This is a genomic window from Shinella sp. 838, from assembly GCF_029623935.1.
Taxonomy (GTDB): domain Bacteria; phylum Pseudomonadota; class Alphaproteobacteria; order Rhizobiales; family Rhizobiaceae; genus Shinella.
In genome coordinates this window covers 137566-153932 of sequence record NZ_JARSBQ010000008.1, presented here as the reverse complement: position 1 = coordinate 153932, position 16367 = coordinate 137566, and the positions used below count along the sequence as shown (strand labels likewise).

15 protein-coding genes are annotated in these 16367 nt (G+C 63.3%); 7 read left to right on the top strand and 8 right to left on the bottom strand.

Features of this window, described 5'->3' with window-relative positions; translation table 11 throughout:
- Window positions 1-118 precede the first annotated feature (118 nt).
- From rplS to P9A16_RS22365, 3 genes are all read left to right on the top strand, one after another.
- A complete protein-coding gene (gene rplS, locus P9A16_RS22375) occupies window positions 119-637 on the top strand; it encodes a 50S ribosomal protein L19 (RefSeq protein ID WP_023512165.1) in 519 nt (172 codons plus the stop codon).
- A gap of 149 nt (window positions 638-786) precedes the next feature.
- Window positions 787-1584 carry a transporter substrate-binding domain-containing protein gene (locus P9A16_RS22370; protein ID WP_023512166.1) on the top strand — a complete coding sequence of 266 codons (798 nt, stop codon included), beginning with the start codon at window positions 787-789 and terminating at the stop codon, window positions 1582-1584.
- Between the two features lie 9 nt (window positions 1585-1593).
- A complete protein-coding gene (locus P9A16_RS22365; protein WP_023512167.1) occupies window positions 1594-2400 on the top strand; it encodes an amino acid ABC transporter permease in 807 nt (268 codons plus the stop codon).
- Between the two features lie 6 nt (window positions 2401-2406).
- Here P9A16_RS22365 and P9A16_RS22360 read toward each other — a convergent pair whose 3' ends face one another.
- Window positions 2407-4302: a CASTOR/POLLUX-related putative ion channel gene (locus P9A16_RS22360; protein WP_023512168.1), complete on the bottom strand. Its 1896-nt coding sequence runs from the start codon at window positions 4300-4302 to the stop codon at window positions 2407-2409.
- Window positions 4303-4666: 364 nt separating this feature from the next.
- Here P9A16_RS22360 and leuC point away from each other — a divergent pair, with 364 nt between their 5' ends.
- Both leuC and P9A16_RS22350 read left to right on the top strand, forming a co-directional pair.
- Entirely contained in the window at window positions 4667-6076 is a 1410-nt protein-coding gene (gene leuC / locus P9A16_RS22355) for a 3-isopropylmalate dehydratase large subunit (RefSeq protein WP_023512169.1), read from the top strand.
- Between the two features lie 73 nt (window positions 6077-6149).
- Window positions 6150-6662, top strand: a complete 513-nt coding sequence (locus P9A16_RS22350; protein WP_023514084.1) for a SixA phosphatase family protein — start codon at window positions 6150-6152, stop codon at window positions 6660-6662.
- Window positions 6663-6952: 290 nt separating this feature from the next.
- On the opposite strand, the gene P9A16_RS22345 is transcribed toward P9A16_RS22350, so the two are convergent.
- Window positions 6953-7783, bottom strand: coding sequence for an aldo/keto reductase (locus P9A16_RS22345; RefSeq protein WP_023514083.1), 831 nt, complete (start codon window positions 7781-7783; stop codon window positions 6953-6955).
- Between the two features lie 131 nt (window positions 7784-7914).
- The gene (locus P9A16_RS22340; protein ID WP_023514082.1) at window positions 7915-8460 is read right to left on the bottom strand and encodes a L,D-transpeptidase family protein; all 546 of its coding nucleotides are present in this window, start codon (window positions 8458-8460) and stop codon (window positions 7915-7917) included.
- Between the two features lie 110 nt (window positions 8461-8570).
- On the opposite strand from P9A16_RS22340, the gene P9A16_RS22335 reads away from it, so the two are divergent.
- Entirely contained in the window at window positions 8571-9254 is a 684-nt protein-coding gene (locus tag P9A16_RS22335) for a response regulator transcription factor (RefSeq protein ID WP_024271121.1), read from the top strand.
- Window positions 9255-9324: 70 nt separating this feature from the next.
- On the top strand, window positions 9325-9780 hold the full coding sequence (locus P9A16_RS22330; RefSeq protein ID WP_023516946.1) for a cyclic nucleotide-binding domain-containing protein: 456 nt from the start codon (window positions 9325-9327) through the stop codon (window positions 9778-9780).
- A 105-nt stretch (window positions 9781-9885) separates the two neighbouring features.
- Here P9A16_RS22330 and P9A16_RS22325 read toward each other — a convergent pair whose 3' ends face one another.
- The 5 genes from P9A16_RS22325 to P9A16_RS22305 all read right to left on the bottom strand — a co-directional run bounded on the left by P9A16_RS22325 (window position 9886) and on the right by P9A16_RS22305 (window position 16208).
- Window positions 9886-10692 carry an exodeoxyribonuclease III gene (locus P9A16_RS22325; RefSeq protein WP_023516947.1) on the bottom strand — a complete coding sequence of 269 codons (807 nt, stop codon included), beginning with the start codon at window positions 10690-10692 and terminating at the stop codon, window positions 9886-9888.
- 93 nt (window positions 10693-10785) lie between these two features.
- Window positions 10786-11442 (bottom strand): outer membrane lipoprotein carrier protein LolA, encoded by a 657-nt coding sequence (locus P9A16_RS22320; RefSeq protein WP_024271120.1) that lies wholly within the window; start codon window positions 11440-11442, stop codon window positions 10786-10788.
- 113 nt (window positions 11443-11555) lie between these two features.
- Window positions 11556-14222 carry a DNA translocase FtsK gene (locus P9A16_RS22315; protein WP_023516742.1) on the bottom strand — a complete coding sequence of 889 codons (2667 nt, stop codon included), beginning with the start codon at window positions 14220-14222 and terminating at the stop codon, window positions 11556-11558.
- Window positions 14223-14465: 243 nt separating this feature from the next.
- Window positions 14466-15827 (bottom strand): ammonium transporter, encoded by a 1362-nt coding sequence (locus P9A16_RS22310; protein WP_023516743.1) that lies wholly within the window; start codon window positions 15825-15827, stop codon window positions 14466-14468.
- Window positions 15828-15857: 30 nt separating this feature from the next.
- Window positions 15858-16208 (bottom strand): P-II family nitrogen regulator, encoded by a 351-nt coding sequence (locus P9A16_RS22305; protein WP_037408526.1) that lies wholly within the window; start codon window positions 16206-16208, stop codon window positions 15858-15860.
- Between the last annotated feature and the right edge of the window lie 159 nt (window positions 16209-16367).

Sequence of the window (16367 nt, the reverse complement as noted above, 5' to 3'; positions counted from 1 at the left end):
CAATCAAAGAATGGCGAATCCGCTCCGTCCGGCAACGGACTAACCGAATGAGGCATGACCTCTCAAGGTGACCGTCGAGCGCTCTGGCTGTTTCAGAAGAACCACGAAGGTTAGACCGATGAACATTATCCAGCAGCTCGAAGCCGAACAGGCCGCGAAGATCGAAGCCAAGCGCACCCTCCCGGAATTCTCCCCGGGCGACACCGTGCGCGTCAACGTCCGCGTCACGGAAGGCACGCGTACCCGCGTACAGGCCTATGAAGGCGTCTGCATCGCCCGTTCCGGCGGCGGCATCAACGAGAGCTTCACCGTCCGCAAGATTTCCTACGGCGAAGGCGTCGAGCGCGTATTCCCGGTTTACTCGCCGCTCGTCGAAAGCGTCGAAATCGTCCGCCGCGGTAAGGTCCGCCGCGCCAAGCTCTACTACCTGCGCGATCGTCGCGGCAAGTCGGCTCGTATCGTCGAGAACACCGGTACGCGCGCCCGCAAGCTGAACGACGCCGAGCGCCAGGCTGTTGCCGAGGAAAAGGCCCGTCTCGAAGCCGAGAAGGTAGCAGCCGCCCAGGCGCTCGCCGCTGAAAAGGCCGCAGCAGAAGCTGCCGAAGCCGCAAAGGCTGCGGAAGCCGCCGCCGAATAATCCGGCAGCACGTCCATTCGAAAGAGCCGTCGGCCTGGCCGGCGGCTTTTTTGTTTCAAGGAAAAGCCTTTGCACGCAAGCGCCGTGCTTGCCTCCCAGCCTGAACCTGTGAGAGTGTTCCGCCGCCACAATTTCAGGAGCATGTTTTGATGTTTTCCCGCCGCGCCGTTCTCGCAGGCCTTGCCGCCGCCGCCCTCATGCCCGCCGCCACCTTCGCCGCGGACCTGCCCGACCTCGCCGGCAAGACCGTCGTCGTCGTCACGGAAAACGCCTATCCGCCGATACAGTTCATCGATCCCAAGACCGGAAAGCAGATCGGCTGGGAATATGACGCGATGGACGAGATCGCAAAGCGGCTGAACTTCAAGGTCGAATACCAGAACGCCAGCTGGGACACGATGATCCAGGCGGTCTCCGACAACCAGTACAACATCGGCATGACCGGCATCACCATCAAGGAAGACCGCAAGGAGAAGGTCGATTTCTCCGACCCCTATATGCGCTCGCAGCAGTTCATGCTGGTACGTGGCGACGAAGAACGCTTCAACGATGCAAAATCCTTCGCGGCGCTGACCGACGGTCTGATCGCCGCTCAGCCCGGCACCTCGCCCTTCTACACCGCCGTCTATGAAATCCTCGACGGCAACGAGCAGAACCCGCGCATCAAGCTGTTCGAGACCTTCGGCGCAACCGTCCAGGCGCTGCAGGCCGGCGACGTCGATCTCGTGCTCACCGACAGCGTGGCTGCCAAGGGCTATGTCGATGCCTCGGGCGGCAAGCTGAAAGTGGTCGGCGGGCCGCTCGGCACCGAGGATTTCGGCTTCATCTTCCCGAAGGGATCCGACCTCGTCGCCCCGGTCAACGCGGCGATCGCGGCGCTGAAGGCGGACGGCACGCTCGACAATCTCAACAAGAAGTGGTTCCTCGACTACAAGATGGGTCAGTAGCGGGCTGCCATGGCTCCCGTTTCCTCTGACACGGCGAAGGGCGACTATCCCTGGTGGCTGGTCGCCCTCGGCGTCATCGCGCTTGCTCTTGCCGGCATCATCATCGCAAACGATCTCTATGCGCAGGTCTTCAGTGTCGTGCTGAAAGGGCTGTGGGTGACGATCTTCGTGACCCTCGTCGCCTTCCTGCTCGCCACGATGCTCGGCCTCGGCATCGCCCTCATGGCGCTCTCCGAAAGCAAGGCACTGCGCCAGATCGCCCGCTTCTACACGGAGGTGATCCGTGGCGTTCCGGTGCTCGTCCTGCTCTTCTACATCGCCTTTGTCGGCGCGCCGGCACTGGTGGCCGTGATCAACTTCGCGATCGGGCCGCTTATTGCCGCCGGCACCATGGAGCCGATGCAGGTGCGTGACCTTTCGCTGATGTGGCGGGCGATCATCGCGCTGATGATCGGCTATTCAGCCTTCATCGCCGAGGTTTTTCGCGCAGGCATCCAGTCGGTCGACAAGGGGCAGATCGAGGCGGCGAAGGCGCTTGGCCTGTCGCGCTTCCAGCGCTTCCGGCTGGTCGTCTTTCCGCAGGCCGTGCGCGTCATCCTGCCACCGCTCGGCAATGACTTCGTGGCGATGGTGAAGGATTCGTCGCTCGTCTCCGTACTCGGCGTCGCCGACATCACCCAGATGGGCAAGGTCTACGCGTCAGGCTCCTTCCGCTTCTTCGAGACCTACTCCATCGTCGCCTATGTCTATCTTATCCTGACCATCGGCCTTTCCCTGGCCCTGAGGGCGCTGGAAAGGCGCTTGCGGCGGACCTAGAACGCGTCAGCGGGCAAGGATGATCAGGCGGTCATTGGCACCGAACGTTACCTTGTCCGATTTCGCCGGATTGACCACGACCCCGCCCATGTTGCGCGGGTCGTGGCCAGACACGCCCGCGCGGCTGTAACCGAGGGCGACTTCGCCGCGGATAAGCGCAGCCAGCGTCACGGTGTAGAAATTCACCGGCCGATCGATGGCGATGTAATCGGTCACGGGACGCATGTAGATTTCGGACCCGTCCTCGTCGAGCAGCTCGTCGAAGATCTGCGCCATCAGCTCGTTCTCCGAAGCCTGCGCCAGCATGAGGCTGACCAGCTTGTTGCTGACGACGAAGTCGTCGGCGCGCGTCACGGCCGCGAGGTTGCGGTTGCGCACATCGATCATCTCGCTGACGATGCCGATATGCTGATTGGCCGCATCGGCGATCTTGCGAAGCTGCAGCAGGGTGACGAGCGTCGTGGTATCGGCCGGCTGGGCTGCCATGTCGTCGCTGTAGCCGAGCACCAGCACATGATCATAAGAGGGCACGTCGAGCGCATCGAGTGCCGCACGGTTGGTCGTATCGATGACCGCGCAGCGTACCGCAAGGTTCTCCGTCAGATAGGACAGCCCCGCGACCACGCTCTCCAGGCCCGGTGTATTGGCCGCGATCATCAGCTCGGATCCCGGCGCGACATACCGCGACAGCTCCTGCGTGATGATCGGCCCTCGCCGGTTCCAGCCGAGCAGCAGCGTGCGTTCCGAGGTGGGCTGGTGATGGACGGGCGGGCGTACGATCTCCCGGTCGACCTCGAAATCCCCGCTGCGCAGCTTGATCATCGCATCGTCCTCGGCAATGAGGATCGCCCGCTCGCCGGCGGCGATCGGTCGGCTTGTCGGCGGGTTGAGATGCACCACGCCGTCTGTGTCGCAGATGCCGATCAGCGTCGAGGTGTCGTAGGACATGACCGCATTGCCGAAGGACTTGCCGACGATCGCCGGTTGCTCGACCGCATAGATCTCAGACCCGTCGAAGTCGAGCAGTTCCGTATAGACGGCGGAAAGGCCCGCCTGCCGGCTGGAGCTGACGACAATGCGCGAGATCAGCTCGTCGGCCAGCACGAGCTGCAGTTCCGAACCGCCGACGATGCGCGCGACTTCCGCATTCTTGGCGTCGCGGATTTCCGCAGCGATCTGGTAGGGCTCCTTGCGCCGGTCCGGATCGTTGACCAGCGCCAGCACCGTCTTGATGACCTCCGAATCCGCATAGTCGCTTTCCGGCGACAGCACGATGATCGAACGCGAGGCCTGCGGGTTGACGATGTTGACGTCATAGAGGTCCGTCGGATCGCCGCTGCGGCAGATGATGCGGGTGTTGCCGAGATCGGCGATCTTGTCGGCGATCTCGTCCTCCATCTCCACCTTGTCCTTGCTCGCCATGATGACGATACGCGGGTTGCGGCGGCTCTGGTTGGCAATGACAAGCTCGGAAATCACGTCGAAGATCGAGGGCGACCAGTTGAAGATGATCGTGTGCTCCTTTTCGAGCACGTGCGAGCGACCCTTGCGCAACTCGTCCAGCTTCTCATCAAGACCCGAGCTGAGAACACCGATAAGCGCGGAGAAGACGAAGATGCCGGCGACCGTGACGACGAGTGACACGCCGCGGAAGCTCCAGCCGGCATCGCCGCCCATCGTGCCGGCGTCCATGGTGCGCATCAGGGATTCCCAGGCACCCTCGATGAAGGAGACGGGCTCACCCCCTTCCGGAGTGATTCCGGTCAAGGCGAGAAACAGGCCGGCGATGACGATGACGATCAGCGAAATGACCGCAAGCCAGCCGATAAGCGCGATCGGCCCTGCTGCCATGCTCTTGTCGAACTGGTAGCGCAGGCGATCCCGCCAGGTAATCATCTTCATCTATGTCCCCTCATGCCGGCTCTCCGCCGGGATACGTCTATCGAGTCTCAAAAATTCGTGATCGCGGCAAGAAGGGCGGCCGGAAATTTTCGGAAGAAGCGTAAATGGCCGCCGCCGCGCGTCAACTTGCCGAGCCTTCGAAAAATCGCTATATGCGGAGGTATGGAATCCAAGTTCGGATGCACGGAAAAGCATGTCGTCGTGCTGCAGGATCACAAGCGCCTGCCGGCACGCTTCTTTGCGCGTGTCTTCGGGGCGCTCATCAGCCGCCTATCCTGACCGTTTGCGGTCCAGCGAGCCGCGTGCTCGCCAACGTCCTACACCCTTCAACATGCCCAGAAACTGCCAAGACGGATGAAGAGCCATGAGCGCACCCCGTACCCTCTATGACAAGATTTTCGACGACCACATCGTCAGCCGCCAGGAAGACGGAACCTGTCTTCTCTACATCGACCGTCACCTCGTTCACGAAGTGACGTCGCCGCAGGCCTTCGAGGGCCTGCGCATGGCCGGCCGCAAGGTGCGTGCGCCGGAGAAGACGCTCGCCGTCGTCGATCACAACGTCCCCACCTCGCCGGATCGCCACCAGGGCATCAAGAACGAGGAGAGTCGCATCCAGGTCGAGGCGCTCGCCAACAATGCCGCGGAATTCGGCGTCGAATATTATTCGGAAAAGGACGTGCGCCAGGGCATCGTGCACATCGTCGGCCCCGAGCAGGGCTTTACCCTGCCGGGTATGACCATCGTCTGCGGTGACAGCCACACCTCCACGCACGGCGCTTTCGGCGCGCTGGCGCATGGTATCGGCACGTCGGAAGTCGAGCACGTGCTCGCCACGCAGACGCTGATCCAGAAGAAGGCGAAGAACATGCTGGTGCGCGTTGACGGCCAGCTGCCGCCGGGCGTCACTGCCAAGGACATCATCCTCGCCATCATCGGGGAGATCGGCACGGCCGGCGGTACCGGCCACGTCATCGAGTTTGCCGGCGAGGCAATCCGCTCGCTGTCGATGGAAGGCCGCATGACGATCTGCAACATGACGATCGAAGGCGGCGCCCGCGCCGGCCTCATCGCACCGGACGAAAAGACCTTCGAATATATCAAGGGCAAGCCGCGTGCGCCGAAGGGCCAGGCGCTGGACATGGCGATCGACTATTGGAAGACGCTCTACACGGAAGACGGCGCGCATTTCGACCGCGTGGTCGTGCTCGATGCCGCCAACCTGCCGCCGATCGTCTCCTGGGGTTCCTCGCCGGAAGACGTCGTCTCCATCGAGGGCGTCGTGCCGAACCCGGACGCCATCGAAGATGAAACGAAGCGCGCCTCCAAGTGGCGCGCACTCGACTATATGGGCCTGAAGCCGGATACCAAGATCACCGACATTGCCATTGACCGGGTCTTCATCGGCTCGTGCACCAATGGCCGCATCGAGGACCTGCGCGCCGTCGCTGCCGTTGTCGAAGGCAAGACGGTGGCCTCCACCGTCAACGCCATGATCGTTCCGGGCTCCGGCCTCGTGAAGGAGCAGGCGGAGGCCGAAGGCCTCGACAAGATCTTCAAGGAAGCAGGCTTCGACTGGCGCGAGCCGGGCTGCTCCATGTGCCTTGCCATGAACGACGACCGCCTGAAGCCGGGCGAGCGCTGCGCATCGACCTCGAACCGTAACTTCGAGGGCCGCCAGGGCTTCAAGGGCCGCACGCACCTCGTTTCCCCGGCCATGGCCGCTGCTGCCGCGATCGCCGGCCATTTCGTCGATATCCGCGACTGGACGTGATCCGGCGTCATTGCCGATATGATAGAAGGCCGGGAGCATGCTCCCGGCCTTTTCGTTTGAAGGAGAAATTCCCATGAAACACCTTCTCCTCCTGCGCCACGCCAAATCCGCCTGGCCGGATGGCGTCGAGGACCAAGACCGCCCCCTCGCCGACCGTGGCCGCCGCGATGCCCCACGCATGGGTGCGCACATTTCTGCAGCGGGCCTCAACCCGGATTTCGCGCTGGTCTCTTCCGCCCGCCGCACGCAGGAAACCTGGGCTCTCGTCGCCCCTGCCCTCGCAAAGCCCTGCCCGTCCCGCACGGTGACGGCGATCTACGAAGCTGATCCTGCGGCCATCCTCAAGGCCATCCATGAAGCGCCGGCAGAAAGCAGGACGCTGCTGGTCATCGGCCACAATCCAGGTTTCGAGGATCTGGTGGCTTTGCTGGCACCTGAGGGCGAGGCGGGTGCGCTAGCCCGGCTAGGCACGAAGTATCCAACGGCAGGCCTTGCCGTGATCGCCTTCGATATCGAGGCGTGGGCGGATGCTGCGCCTGGAAAGGGAAGGCTTGACGCCTTCGTGACGCCGAAGACCTTGCCGTAAGGAAAGCCTGAAGCCTGCAACATCCTCCAACGCTGGCCCACGGGGCGGCTTCTCGCCCTATCCCAACCTCTCCTTCGTCATGCCGGCCTTGAGCCGGCATCCAGCGCGCGCAAGTCCTTACGCGGGAAAACACTTTCGCCGGAGCGGTGTATCCGCTCGCCGCGCAGACGCGCGACGGCTGGCCCCCGGATCTAGTCCGAGGTGACGGGGGAGAGTTGGGCGCGCCATTGAACGGTTTCGCCTGCCGCCGTGTCATTCCCTGATTGATGGCAAGCGTCACCCGAGCTCCATCAGAACGTTGCCGTCATCGGATCAGGCCCAATGCGCTTGCCATCCTTTTCAAGGCTCGCCAAGATCGCCATGTCCTCGTCGTCGAGCCTGAAATCGAACACCTTGAAGTTCTCCACGATGCGCGAGGGCGTCACGGATTTCGGGATCACCACCAGCCCGTTGTCGATATGCCAGCGGATGATGACCTGTGCCGGCGTGCGACCATGTTTTGCCGCAACCCTGGCTACGACAGGGTTTTCCAGGAGCGTGCCCTGACCGAGCGGGCTCCAGGACTGGGTGACGATCCGGTGCTTCTCATGATAGGCCCGCGCGTCCTTCTGGGGGAAATCCGGATGCAGCTCGATCTGGTTGATGACCGGGGTGATACCGGTCTCGTCGATCAGCCGCTGCAGGTGCTCCGGATAGAAATTGGACACGCCGATCGAGCGGGCGCGACCTTCCTTCTGGAGCTGGATGAAGGCTTTCCAGCTATCGACATACTGGTCGCGCTTCGGCGCCGGCCAGTGGATGAGATAGAGGTCGACATAATCGGTGCCGAGCCGCTTCAGGCTCGCGTCGAAGGCCTTTAGCGTCGCATCGTAACCCTGCTCGGAGTTCCAGAGTTTCGTCGTCAGGAATATCTCCGAACGGGCGACCCCGGAGGTACGGAGGCCTTCGCCGACACCCTCCTCGTTTTCATAGATGGCGGCCGTATCGATATGCCGATAGCCGGCATCGAGCGCGGCCTTGACCGCGGTTCCGGCCGTGTCGTTCGGGGTCTGCCAGACGCCAAGGCCGACCTGGGGAATGCTGTTGCCGTCGTGAAACAGGATTGTCGGTTGATCGCTCATCAGAATCTCTCCGTGAAAAAATGGCGTGCTTGAACCCGGGCGGGTTTCCCGTGGCGCCTTGAAGCCCGGCGACGGTCGAGGCTGATATAGGCTCCGCATCGCAGCATTTCAGCCCGTCGCCGACAAAATCCTCAAAGCACGCGCACGACCGTGCCACGCCGCAGATAGGGCATGATGCGCAGCATGTCCCGCTGCGCAAGGGCGATGCAGCCGGCCGTCGGTTCATAACCGGGGCGGATGAGATGGAAGAAGATCGCCGAGCCGGCATTTCGTCGGCGCGCAGTCACGTTCCAGTCGAGCACCAGGCAGATGTCGTAGAGCTCGTCCTTGCGCTGCATCTCCTCGTGGCTCGGCTTGAAGGGTCCGCGCACGAGGCGGTTGTAGGACGGGTGCTCCGGCGCGTCGCACCAGAGCATATCGGGCCGGATACGCCGGAGCGCCAGCCGGCTTTGCGGCCGGGACAGGCGGTCGCCGCGCACAAAGCCGGAGAGAAGCGGCATGGCGGCGATCGGCGTCGCACCGTCCCCCTCCCGCTTGCGGGCGGTAACGCCGGAACGGCCGATGGCGGCGGGCAGACGCAGGGGGCCGACCTGGACGATGGCGCGTGTTTTCCTGCCCGGTGCCGGGCGCACCAGGATCGTCTTCACGCAATGTTCAGGAAATGTGATCCGGCTCATGTCACTCCGCCATATTCGCGCCTTGTGGTAACCTGACTGGCTAAGCCATGGGCGGGCTTGCCAAAAGTCCCAATTCCCTTACTTTCCAGAGGAATGCCGAGAGGTAAAGCATGACATCCCGCACAATCCTACTTGTCGATGACGACAACGATCTTCGCGAGACGCTCGTCGAGCAGCTTTCGCTCTACGAGGAATTCTCGACGCTCGAGGAAACCACCGCCGGCAAGGGCATCCAGACTGCCCGCGCCAACCAGATCGATCTCCTGATCATGGACGTCGGCCTGCCTGATATGGACGGCCGCGAAGCCGTGAAACTGCTGCGCAAGGGCGGCTTCAAGGCGCCGATCATCATGCTGACCGGCCATGACACCGATTCGGACACGATTCTCGGCCTTGAAGCCGGCGCGAACGACTATGTGACGAAGCCCTTCCGCTTCGCCGTTCTTCTCGCGCGCATCCGCGCCCAGCTGCGCCAGCACGAGAGCAGCGAAGACGCCACCTTCACGGTCGGCCCCTACACGTTCAAGCCCGGCCAGAAGCTGCTGACGCTGGAAAACGGCCAGAAGATCCGCCTGACCGAGAAAGAGGCGGCGATCATCCGCTACCTGTACCGTGCCGACCAGAAGGTGGTAACGCGCGACGTGCTGCTCGAAGAGGTCTGGGGCTATAATTCCGGCGTCACAACCCACACGCTGGAGACCCATGTCTATCGCCTGCGCCAGAAGATCGAACGGGACCCTTCCAATGCGGAGATTCTCGTGACAGAGAACGGCGGTTACAAGATCGTACCTTAGAATTTCACGCAGTTCCGGGCGGAAAACCGCTTCGCACCTTTCCTGGAATCGCTTTTGAGGAGCGCCCGCCGTGGGTCTCAGCGACGACATCGCCCTTCTTTCCCGCGTGCCGCTCTTCGCCGGCCTTGCCGACGACAAGCTCCGGCTGATGGCCTTCGGCGCCGAGCGCCGGCGGCTGGTGGAGGGGCAGACGCTGTTTCGCGAGGGCACATCGGCGGATTGCGGCTTCGTCGTCGCCTATGGCGCGTTCCGGCTGACCTCGACGCTACGCGACGGGGCAACGCGGGACGAAGGCACGGCCGGTGCCGGCACCCTGCTTTCCGAACTTGCGATGATTTCCGCCGTCGAGCGTAAATACACGGCCGTGGCGACGGAGGACAGCGAGGTCATCCGCATCAACCGCCCGCTCTTCCGGCGCATGCTGGAAGAGTATCCCGACGTCGCCGTGCTCGTCGATGCCCGCATCCGCGAAAACCTCGCGGCAATGATCAGCTCGATGCGGGGGCTTGCCGGGCGGTTTGCGTGAGGCAAGGCCCTCATCCGGCCTGCCGCCACCTTCTCCCCGCAAGCGGGGCGAAGGGAATTGCGGCACCGGTTTCCCCAACCAACTCCACGCGCGGGGCACGTCCCCTCAGAAATCAAATTCGGCAATGACAGGCACATGGTCGGACGGCCGCTCCCAGCCGCGGGCCTCGCGAACCACCGCGATGTTGCTGAGGTGCGGCTCGAGGTCGGCGGAAGACCAGATGTGGTCGAGGCGGCGGCCCTTGTTGGCGGCGACCCAGTCGGCCGAGCGGTAGCTCCACCACGTATAGAGCTTCTCATGGGCCGGTATCTTGCTGCGCATGAGGTCGACCCAGGCCCCCTTCGTCATGACGTCGACCAGGCCCTCCGTTTCGATCGGCGTGTGGCTGACGATCTTGAGGAGCTGCTTGTGCGACCAGACGTCATGTTCCAGCGGGGCGATGTTGAGGTCGCCGACGAGGACCGAGGAAATGCCAGCCTCGGCTTCGGCGTGCAGCAGCTTCATCTCCTCGATGAAATCGAGCTTGTGGCCAAATTTCGGATTGATCGTGCGATCCGGCTCGTCGCCGCCGGCCGGCACATAGAAATTGTGCAGGCGGATCGACTTTCCCTTGTGGTGGAAGAGCACCGAGACATGGCGCGCATCGCCGACGCCGCAGTAATCCCGCCGCTCGACAAGTTCGGTCAGCGGCAGGCGGGAGACGGTGGCGACGCCGTGATAGCCCTTCTGGCCATGCATGACGATATGCTCGTAGCCAAGCGCCTTCAGCGGCTTTGAAGGGAACTGGTCGTTCGGGCACTTGGTTTCCTGCAGGCACAGGATGTCCGGCGAAAAGGTCTTCAGGAAATGTTCGACGAGCGGCATGCGCAGCCGCACCGAGTTGATGTTCCAAGTCGCAATCGAAAGTGCCATGCCATCGCCCTCAAAAACATCCGGCCCGTTCTCACGGGCCGGTCGGGGCGTCTTAGCGCATGAAGGGCGAAACGGAAACGGCTGCGGCTCGAATTAGCCGCCCTTGTTGCGCACTTCGTCGTAAGGAATGGAGAAAACCTTGTCGTCGAGCTTCATGCCAGTCTTGACGTTGAAGATCATCACCGAGGTGTCCTTGCCCTGTGCATCGGTAATGGTCCACTGGCGCAGGTCGTAGGTCTTCGGGTCGAACATCATGGTGATGGTCGAATCGCCGAACATGTTCCGGTCACCGAGCACGATCGTCGTCAGGTCCGCCTCTTCCTTCACGCTGCGCACCATCTTGGTGGAAAGGTCGATCTTTTCGCCGAGCAGCAGGTTGAGCGGTGTCTTTGAGAGCGGATAGAGGTCCCAGGTCTTCAGCTTGCGATTGCCGATCACGACGGCCTTGCCGTCGGCGATGACGCGCATCGGCGAGGGTTCCTCGTAGTTGAAACGGATCTTGCCGGGGCGGTAGATGTAGAACTTGCCGCCGGTCTGCTCGCCACGCGGGCCGAACTGCACGAATTCACCCATCATCGTTTTCACCGAGGCGAAGTGATCGGCGATCTTCTGGGCGGCACCACTCGCCTGCGCGGAGGCGTCGGTGGGCGCAAACGCCGAAAGGCCGGTTGCAAGCGTGAAGGCCATCAGGCAGGTGAAGCCGCGGCGCGTCAGCGTTCCGGTCGCGCGGCCGTTCTCGGATCGGATCATGTTGGTCTCCTTCATGCGTTTCTCATGCGGGCCAAACGCGGCGCCATAATGGCGTTTCGCCCTGACGCGAGACTTGCCGGTGAAAACGCCGCAGAAGGCGCGCCCGTTCCCGGTCAGCGTCCCGAAATTTCATCCTCGGTCGGCACGAGAATCTCGCGCTTGCCGGCATGGTTCGCCGGGCCGATCAGCCCTTCCTTCTCCATGCGCTCGATCAGCGATGCGGCACGGTTGTAGCCGATGCCGAGACGGCGCTGGATATAGGAGGTCGATGCCTTGCCGTCGCGCAGCACGACAGCCACCGCCTGGTCATAGGGATCGTCCGAATCGTCGAGATTGGCGGTGCCGGCCGGGCCGCTCCCGCCCTCGCCGTCGTCATCGTCGTCCTCGGTGATCGCATCGAGATACTGCGGCGCGCCCTGCGTCTTCAGATGCGCGACCACCGCCTCCACCTCGCCATCGGAGACGAAGGGACCGTGCACGCGCTGGATGCGCCCGCCGCCGGCCATGTAGAGCATGTCGCCCATGCCGAGCAGTTGTTCGGCACCCTGTTCGCCCAGGATGGTGCGGCTGTCGATCTTCGACGTCACCTGGAAGGAGATGCGCGTCGGGAAGTTGGCCTTGATCGTGCCGGTGATGACGTCGACCGAGGGGCGCTGCGTCGCCATGATGACGTGGATGCCGGCCGCGCGCGCCATCTGCGCAAGCCGCTGAACGGCACCTTCGATGTCCTTGCCGGCAACCATCATCAGGTCGGCCATCTCGTCGATGATGACGACGATATAGGGCATGGGCTGGAGATCGAACTCCTCCGTCTCGTACATCGCCTCGCCGGTCTGGCGGTCGAAGCCGGTCTGCACGGTACGGCTGATCTGCTCGCCCTTCGCCAGCGCCTGCTCGACGCGACTGTTGAAGCCGTCGATGTTGCGCACGCCGATCTTCGACATCTTCTTGTAGCGCTCCTCCATCTCGCGGACCGTCCACTTGAGGGCGACGACGGCCTTCTTCGGATCGGTGACGACGGGGGAGAGCAGATGCGGGATACCGTCATAGACGGAGAGTTCCAGCATCTTCGGATCGATCATGATCAGGCGGCACTGCTCCGGCTTCAGGCGGTACAGCAGCGAGAGGATCATGGTGTTGATGGCGACGGACTTGCCCGAGCCGGTTGTACCGGCAACGAGCAGGTGCGGCATCTTGGCGATGTCGGAAATCACCGGCTCGCCGCCGATCGTCTTGCCGAGCGCCATGGCGAGCTTGGCCTTCGAGGTCTCGAAATCGCGGCTGGCGATGAGTTCGCGCAGGTAGACCGTCTCGCGGCTCTGGTTCGGCAGTTCGATGCCGATGGCGTTGCGGCCCGGCACGACGGCGACGCGGGCGGCGATCGCGCTCATCGAGCGGGCGATGTCATCGGCAAGACCGATGACACGCGATGACTTGATGCCGGGGGCCGGCTCCAGTTCGTAGAGCGTAACGACCGGGCCGGGCCTGACATGGATGATCTCGCCCTTGACGCCGAAATCTTCCAGCACGCCTTCCAGCATGCGGGCGTTCTGCTCCAGCGCATCGGCCGAAAGGGTCATGTCGCGCACCTGGCCCTTCGGCTCGGCGAGCAGGTGGATCGGCGGCAGGGCAAAGCCATCGGGACCGACGAAGGAAGTCTGCGCCTCGCGCTCGATGCGTTGGCCGGGCTTCGGCCGGGAAGCAGCCGGAACGACCCGAGCGGTCGTCGCCGGCATGGGTTGGCGGGCCGGCGCGCGGCGCGGTGCCCAGTCGGCGGCGATATCGTCCATGTCGTCGTCCGGCAGGATGCCGTTTGGACGGGCCATCGGCTCATCCATGTCGAAGGGCAGGTCGTCGTCATCGCCAGCCATCGGCGGGGCCGCGACGACACGCCGTCCATCGAGGGAGGGCTCGACGCGGTCGGCCGAACGGGACGGCGTGCGGGCGCGGGACGGCTCGTTCAGCGTGCCGAACTCGTCCTCGTTGAAATCGTAGGGCTGCTCGATACCCCGCGCCTTGCGGCGCTGGTTGGCAAGGCCGAAGATGCGGCGGAACCGCGCCTGGCCGGTGTACCACGCATGAGTCATGGCGCCGGCAAGGACGGTCAGCGGGCCTTCCCGCTCGTCATCATCGTCGTCTTCGGCGACGGTGCGCGCCCGGCTCGGCGTCGGAACGGGAGCAAAATCCTCCTCGTCGTCGATCGCCACGGAGCCGATCAGGCCGGCTGCAAAGACCATGAGCCAGGCGGCGGGAACGGCGATGATACCGCCGAGGATGGAGGCGAAAAGCCCCGTCGGATAGGCACCGGTGAAGAGCGCGGGAAAACGCAGGATCATGTCGCCGAAGACGCCGCCAAGACCGGTCGGCAGCGGCCAGGTGACGGGTCCGGGCACGCAGGCGAGCGCCGCAGAGGCGAGAATCGCCCCCCCGAGCCAGGCGCCGGCGCGCTGCGGCACCCGGTTGAAGCGCCGGCCGCTGATCAGCGCCAGACCCCAGGCGACGACCGGCAGGAGCGCGATGACGCTGGCGAGCCCGAAGAACTGCATGAAGATATCGGCAAAGACGGCGCCCGAATAGCCGAGGATGTTGGCCGGCTCGCCGCTGGAGGCATAAGAGAGGCTGGGGTCGGAGACGTTCCAGGTGGACAGCGCGGCAATGGCGAAGGCGAGGCCGAGGAAGACGATGATCCCGAGAAGGATCTGCACCTGTCGCCAGACGAATGCCGACAGAACGAAGCGGTCGTGACGGTTGTCCAGTCCTGCCGAAATGCTTCTGCTCATGGTTACAGCCTATGGTCCACGCAAGGAAATCGCACGGTGCCCGCGTGATTCGCGGACTGTGCCTGACTGTGAACCCTACGAAGGAAGCCTTAATGGCATGTTAACCATGCGATCCCGCAGCATGGTTTCTCCCCGGTAAACGAAAAAAGCCCGGACACAGGGTCCGGGCCAAGGGCGGCATAGATTATCCTATGGCCGCGACGGGATGTTTGGCGGCGGCCGCTGGGAGCCGCCGCAGGCATCTCAGGAGTGGTACGCCGCTTCGCCGTGGGAGGAGAGGTCGAGCCCTTCGCGCTCGGCTTCGACCGAGACGCGCAGCCCGACGATCATGTCGACCACCTTGTAGAGGATTGCCGAGACGACGGCGCACCAGACGATGGTGATGACGACGGCAGTAAGCTGGGTCATGAACTGCGACGCGATGGAGAAATCCGCACCACCCGTACCGCCGAGCGACGGGGCGGTGAAGATGCCCGTGCCGAGCGCGCCGATGAAGCCGCCGACGCCATGGACGCCGAAGACATCGGCCGTGTCGTCATAGCCGAACTTGTTCTTCACGACCGCGACGAAGAAGTAGCAGATCGGCGAGACGATGAGACCAAGCACGATTGCGCCGAACGGGCCGACGGAGCCGGCGGCCGGGGTGACGGCGACGAGGCCGGCGATCATGCCCGAGGCGGCACCGAGCAGCGAAGCCTTGCCGCGGGTGAAGGTTTCGACGACCGACCAGGCGAGGATCGCGGCAGCGGTGGCAACGAAGGTGTTGACGGTAGCGAGAACCGCGCCGCCCGAGGCCTCGAGGTTGGAGCCGGCGTTGAAGCCGAACCAGCCGAACCACAGCATGGCGGCACCGACGAGGGTGAGCGTCATGGAGTGAGGAGCCATCATGTCCTTGCCGAAGCCGGTACGCTTGCCGACCATGATTGCGCCAATGAGGCCTGCGACGCCGGCATTGATGTGCACGACGGTGCCGCCGGCGAAATCAAGCGCGCCCATGTTGAAGATCAGGCCGTTGCCGTCCCAGACCATGTGAGCGATCGGGAAATAGACGAAGGTGGCCCAGAGAACGGTGAAGAGGAGCACCGCGGAGAACTTGATGCGCTCGGCGAAGGCACCGATGATGAGCGCCGGCGTCAGCGCCGCAAAGGTCATCTGGAACAGCATGAAGATGTATTCCGGGATGACGACACCATCAGAGAAGGTGGCCGCCGTGCTGTCGACCGTCACACCCGACAGGAACATCTTCGCAAAGCCGCCGAAATAGGGGCTGGTGGATCCGCCGAAGGCGAAGGAATAGCCGTAAGTCACCCAGACGATCATCATCATGGCACCGATCACGGTGCACTGCATGAGGACCGAGAGCATGTTCTTGGTGCGCACCAGGCCGCCGTAGAACAGCGCAAGGCCCGGAATCAGCATGAAGAACACGAGAAGCGTGGCGAGGAACATGAAGACAGTGTCGGCCTTGTCCGGCACGGGCGCGGCAGCGGCGGCCTCGGTGGCGGCGGGTGCGGCTTCCTGCGCGAAGGCGGCGACCGGCAGAAGCACGGCCGTCGTGGCGGCAGCCACGCGGGAGAAGGTCTGCGAAAGCGTAAATGAAGACATGTTGAAAAGGCTCCCTGATAGGCCGTTTGCTTAGAGCGCTTCGGAATCGGTTTCGCCGGTGCGGATGCGCACGGCATGGTCGATCGCGTAGACAAAGATTTTGCCGTCGCCGATCTGGCCGGTCTTGGCGGCGGAAGCGATCGCTTCGACGGCCTTGTCGACGACATCGCCAGGCACGGCGATCTCGATCTTCAGCTTCGGCAGGAAGCTGACGGCATATTCGGTGCCGCGATAGATTTCCGTATGTCCCTTCTGGCGCCCGTAGCCCTTCACCTCGGTCACGGTCAGGCCCTGGATGCCGACCGCGGTGAGGGCTTCGCGCACCTCATCGAGTTTGAACGGCTTGATAATGGCCATCACAATTTTCATCTGGTTTCCCATCCTTCGTGCTTGTCCCCAGCCGGGGCCATCTCTCCTCATCGTTGGCGACGTCACGTCAGCCACGACTGGGAACTACACATTCAAGGGGCGTGCCAGATTCGAACGGGCCAGCTAAGCTTTTGAAATGAAACCGAAAAAAATAGAAGGCATGGTGCAGTG

Coding starts and splice junctions, on each gene's coding strand:
- P9A16_RS22340 (WP_023514082.1), bottom strand. CDS start 8,460: ATGAGCCGGATCACATTTCCTGAACATTGCGTGAAGACGATCCTGGTG.
- P9A16_RS22315 (WP_023516742.1), bottom strand. CDS start 14,222: ATGAGCAGAAGCATTTCGGCAGGACTGGACAACCGTCACGACCGCTTC.
- P9A16_RS22320 (WP_024271120.1), bottom strand. CDS start 11,442: ATGATCCGATCCGAGAACGGCCGCGCGACCGGAACGCTGACGCGCCGC.
- P9A16_RS22310 (WP_023516743.1), bottom strand. CDS start 15,827: ATGTCTTCATTTACGCTTTCGCAGACCTTCTCCCGCGTGGCTGCCGCC.
- P9A16_RS22360 (WP_023512168.1), bottom strand. CDS start 4,302: ATGAAGATGATTACCTGGCGGGATCGCCTGCGCTACCAGTTCGACAAG.
- P9A16_RS22350 (WP_023514084.1), top strand. CDS start 6,150: ATGAAACACCTTCTCCTCCTGCGCCACGCCAAATCCGCCTGGCCGGAT.
- P9A16_RS22305 (WP_037408526.1), bottom strand. CDS start 16,208: ATGGGAAACCAGATGAAAATTGTGATGGCCATTATCAAGCCGTTCAAA.
- P9A16_RS22370 (WP_023512166.1), top strand. CDS start 787: ATGTTTTCCCGCCGCGCCGTTCTCGCAGGCCTTGCCGCCGCCGCCCTC.
- P9A16_RS22365 (WP_023512167.1), top strand. CDS start 1,594: ATGGCTCCCGTTTCCTCTGACACGGCGAAGGGCGACTATCCCTGGTGG.
- P9A16_RS22335 (WP_024271121.1), top strand. CDS start 8,571: ATGACATCCCGCACAATCCTACTTGTCGATGACGACAACGATCTTCGC.
- rplS (WP_023512165.1), top strand. CDS start 119: ATGAACATTATCCAGCAGCTCGAAGCCGAACAGGCCGCGAAGATCGAA.
- leuC (WP_023512169.1), top strand. CDS start 4,667: ATGAGCGCACCCCGTACCCTCTATGACAAGATTTTCGACGACCACATC.
- P9A16_RS22325 (WP_023516947.1), bottom strand. CDS start 10,692: ATGGCACTTTCGATTGCGACTTGGAACATCAACTCGGTGCGGCTGCGC.
- P9A16_RS22345 (WP_023514083.1), bottom strand. CDS start 7,783: ATGAGCGATCAACCGACAATCCTGTTTCACGACGGCAACAGCATTCCC.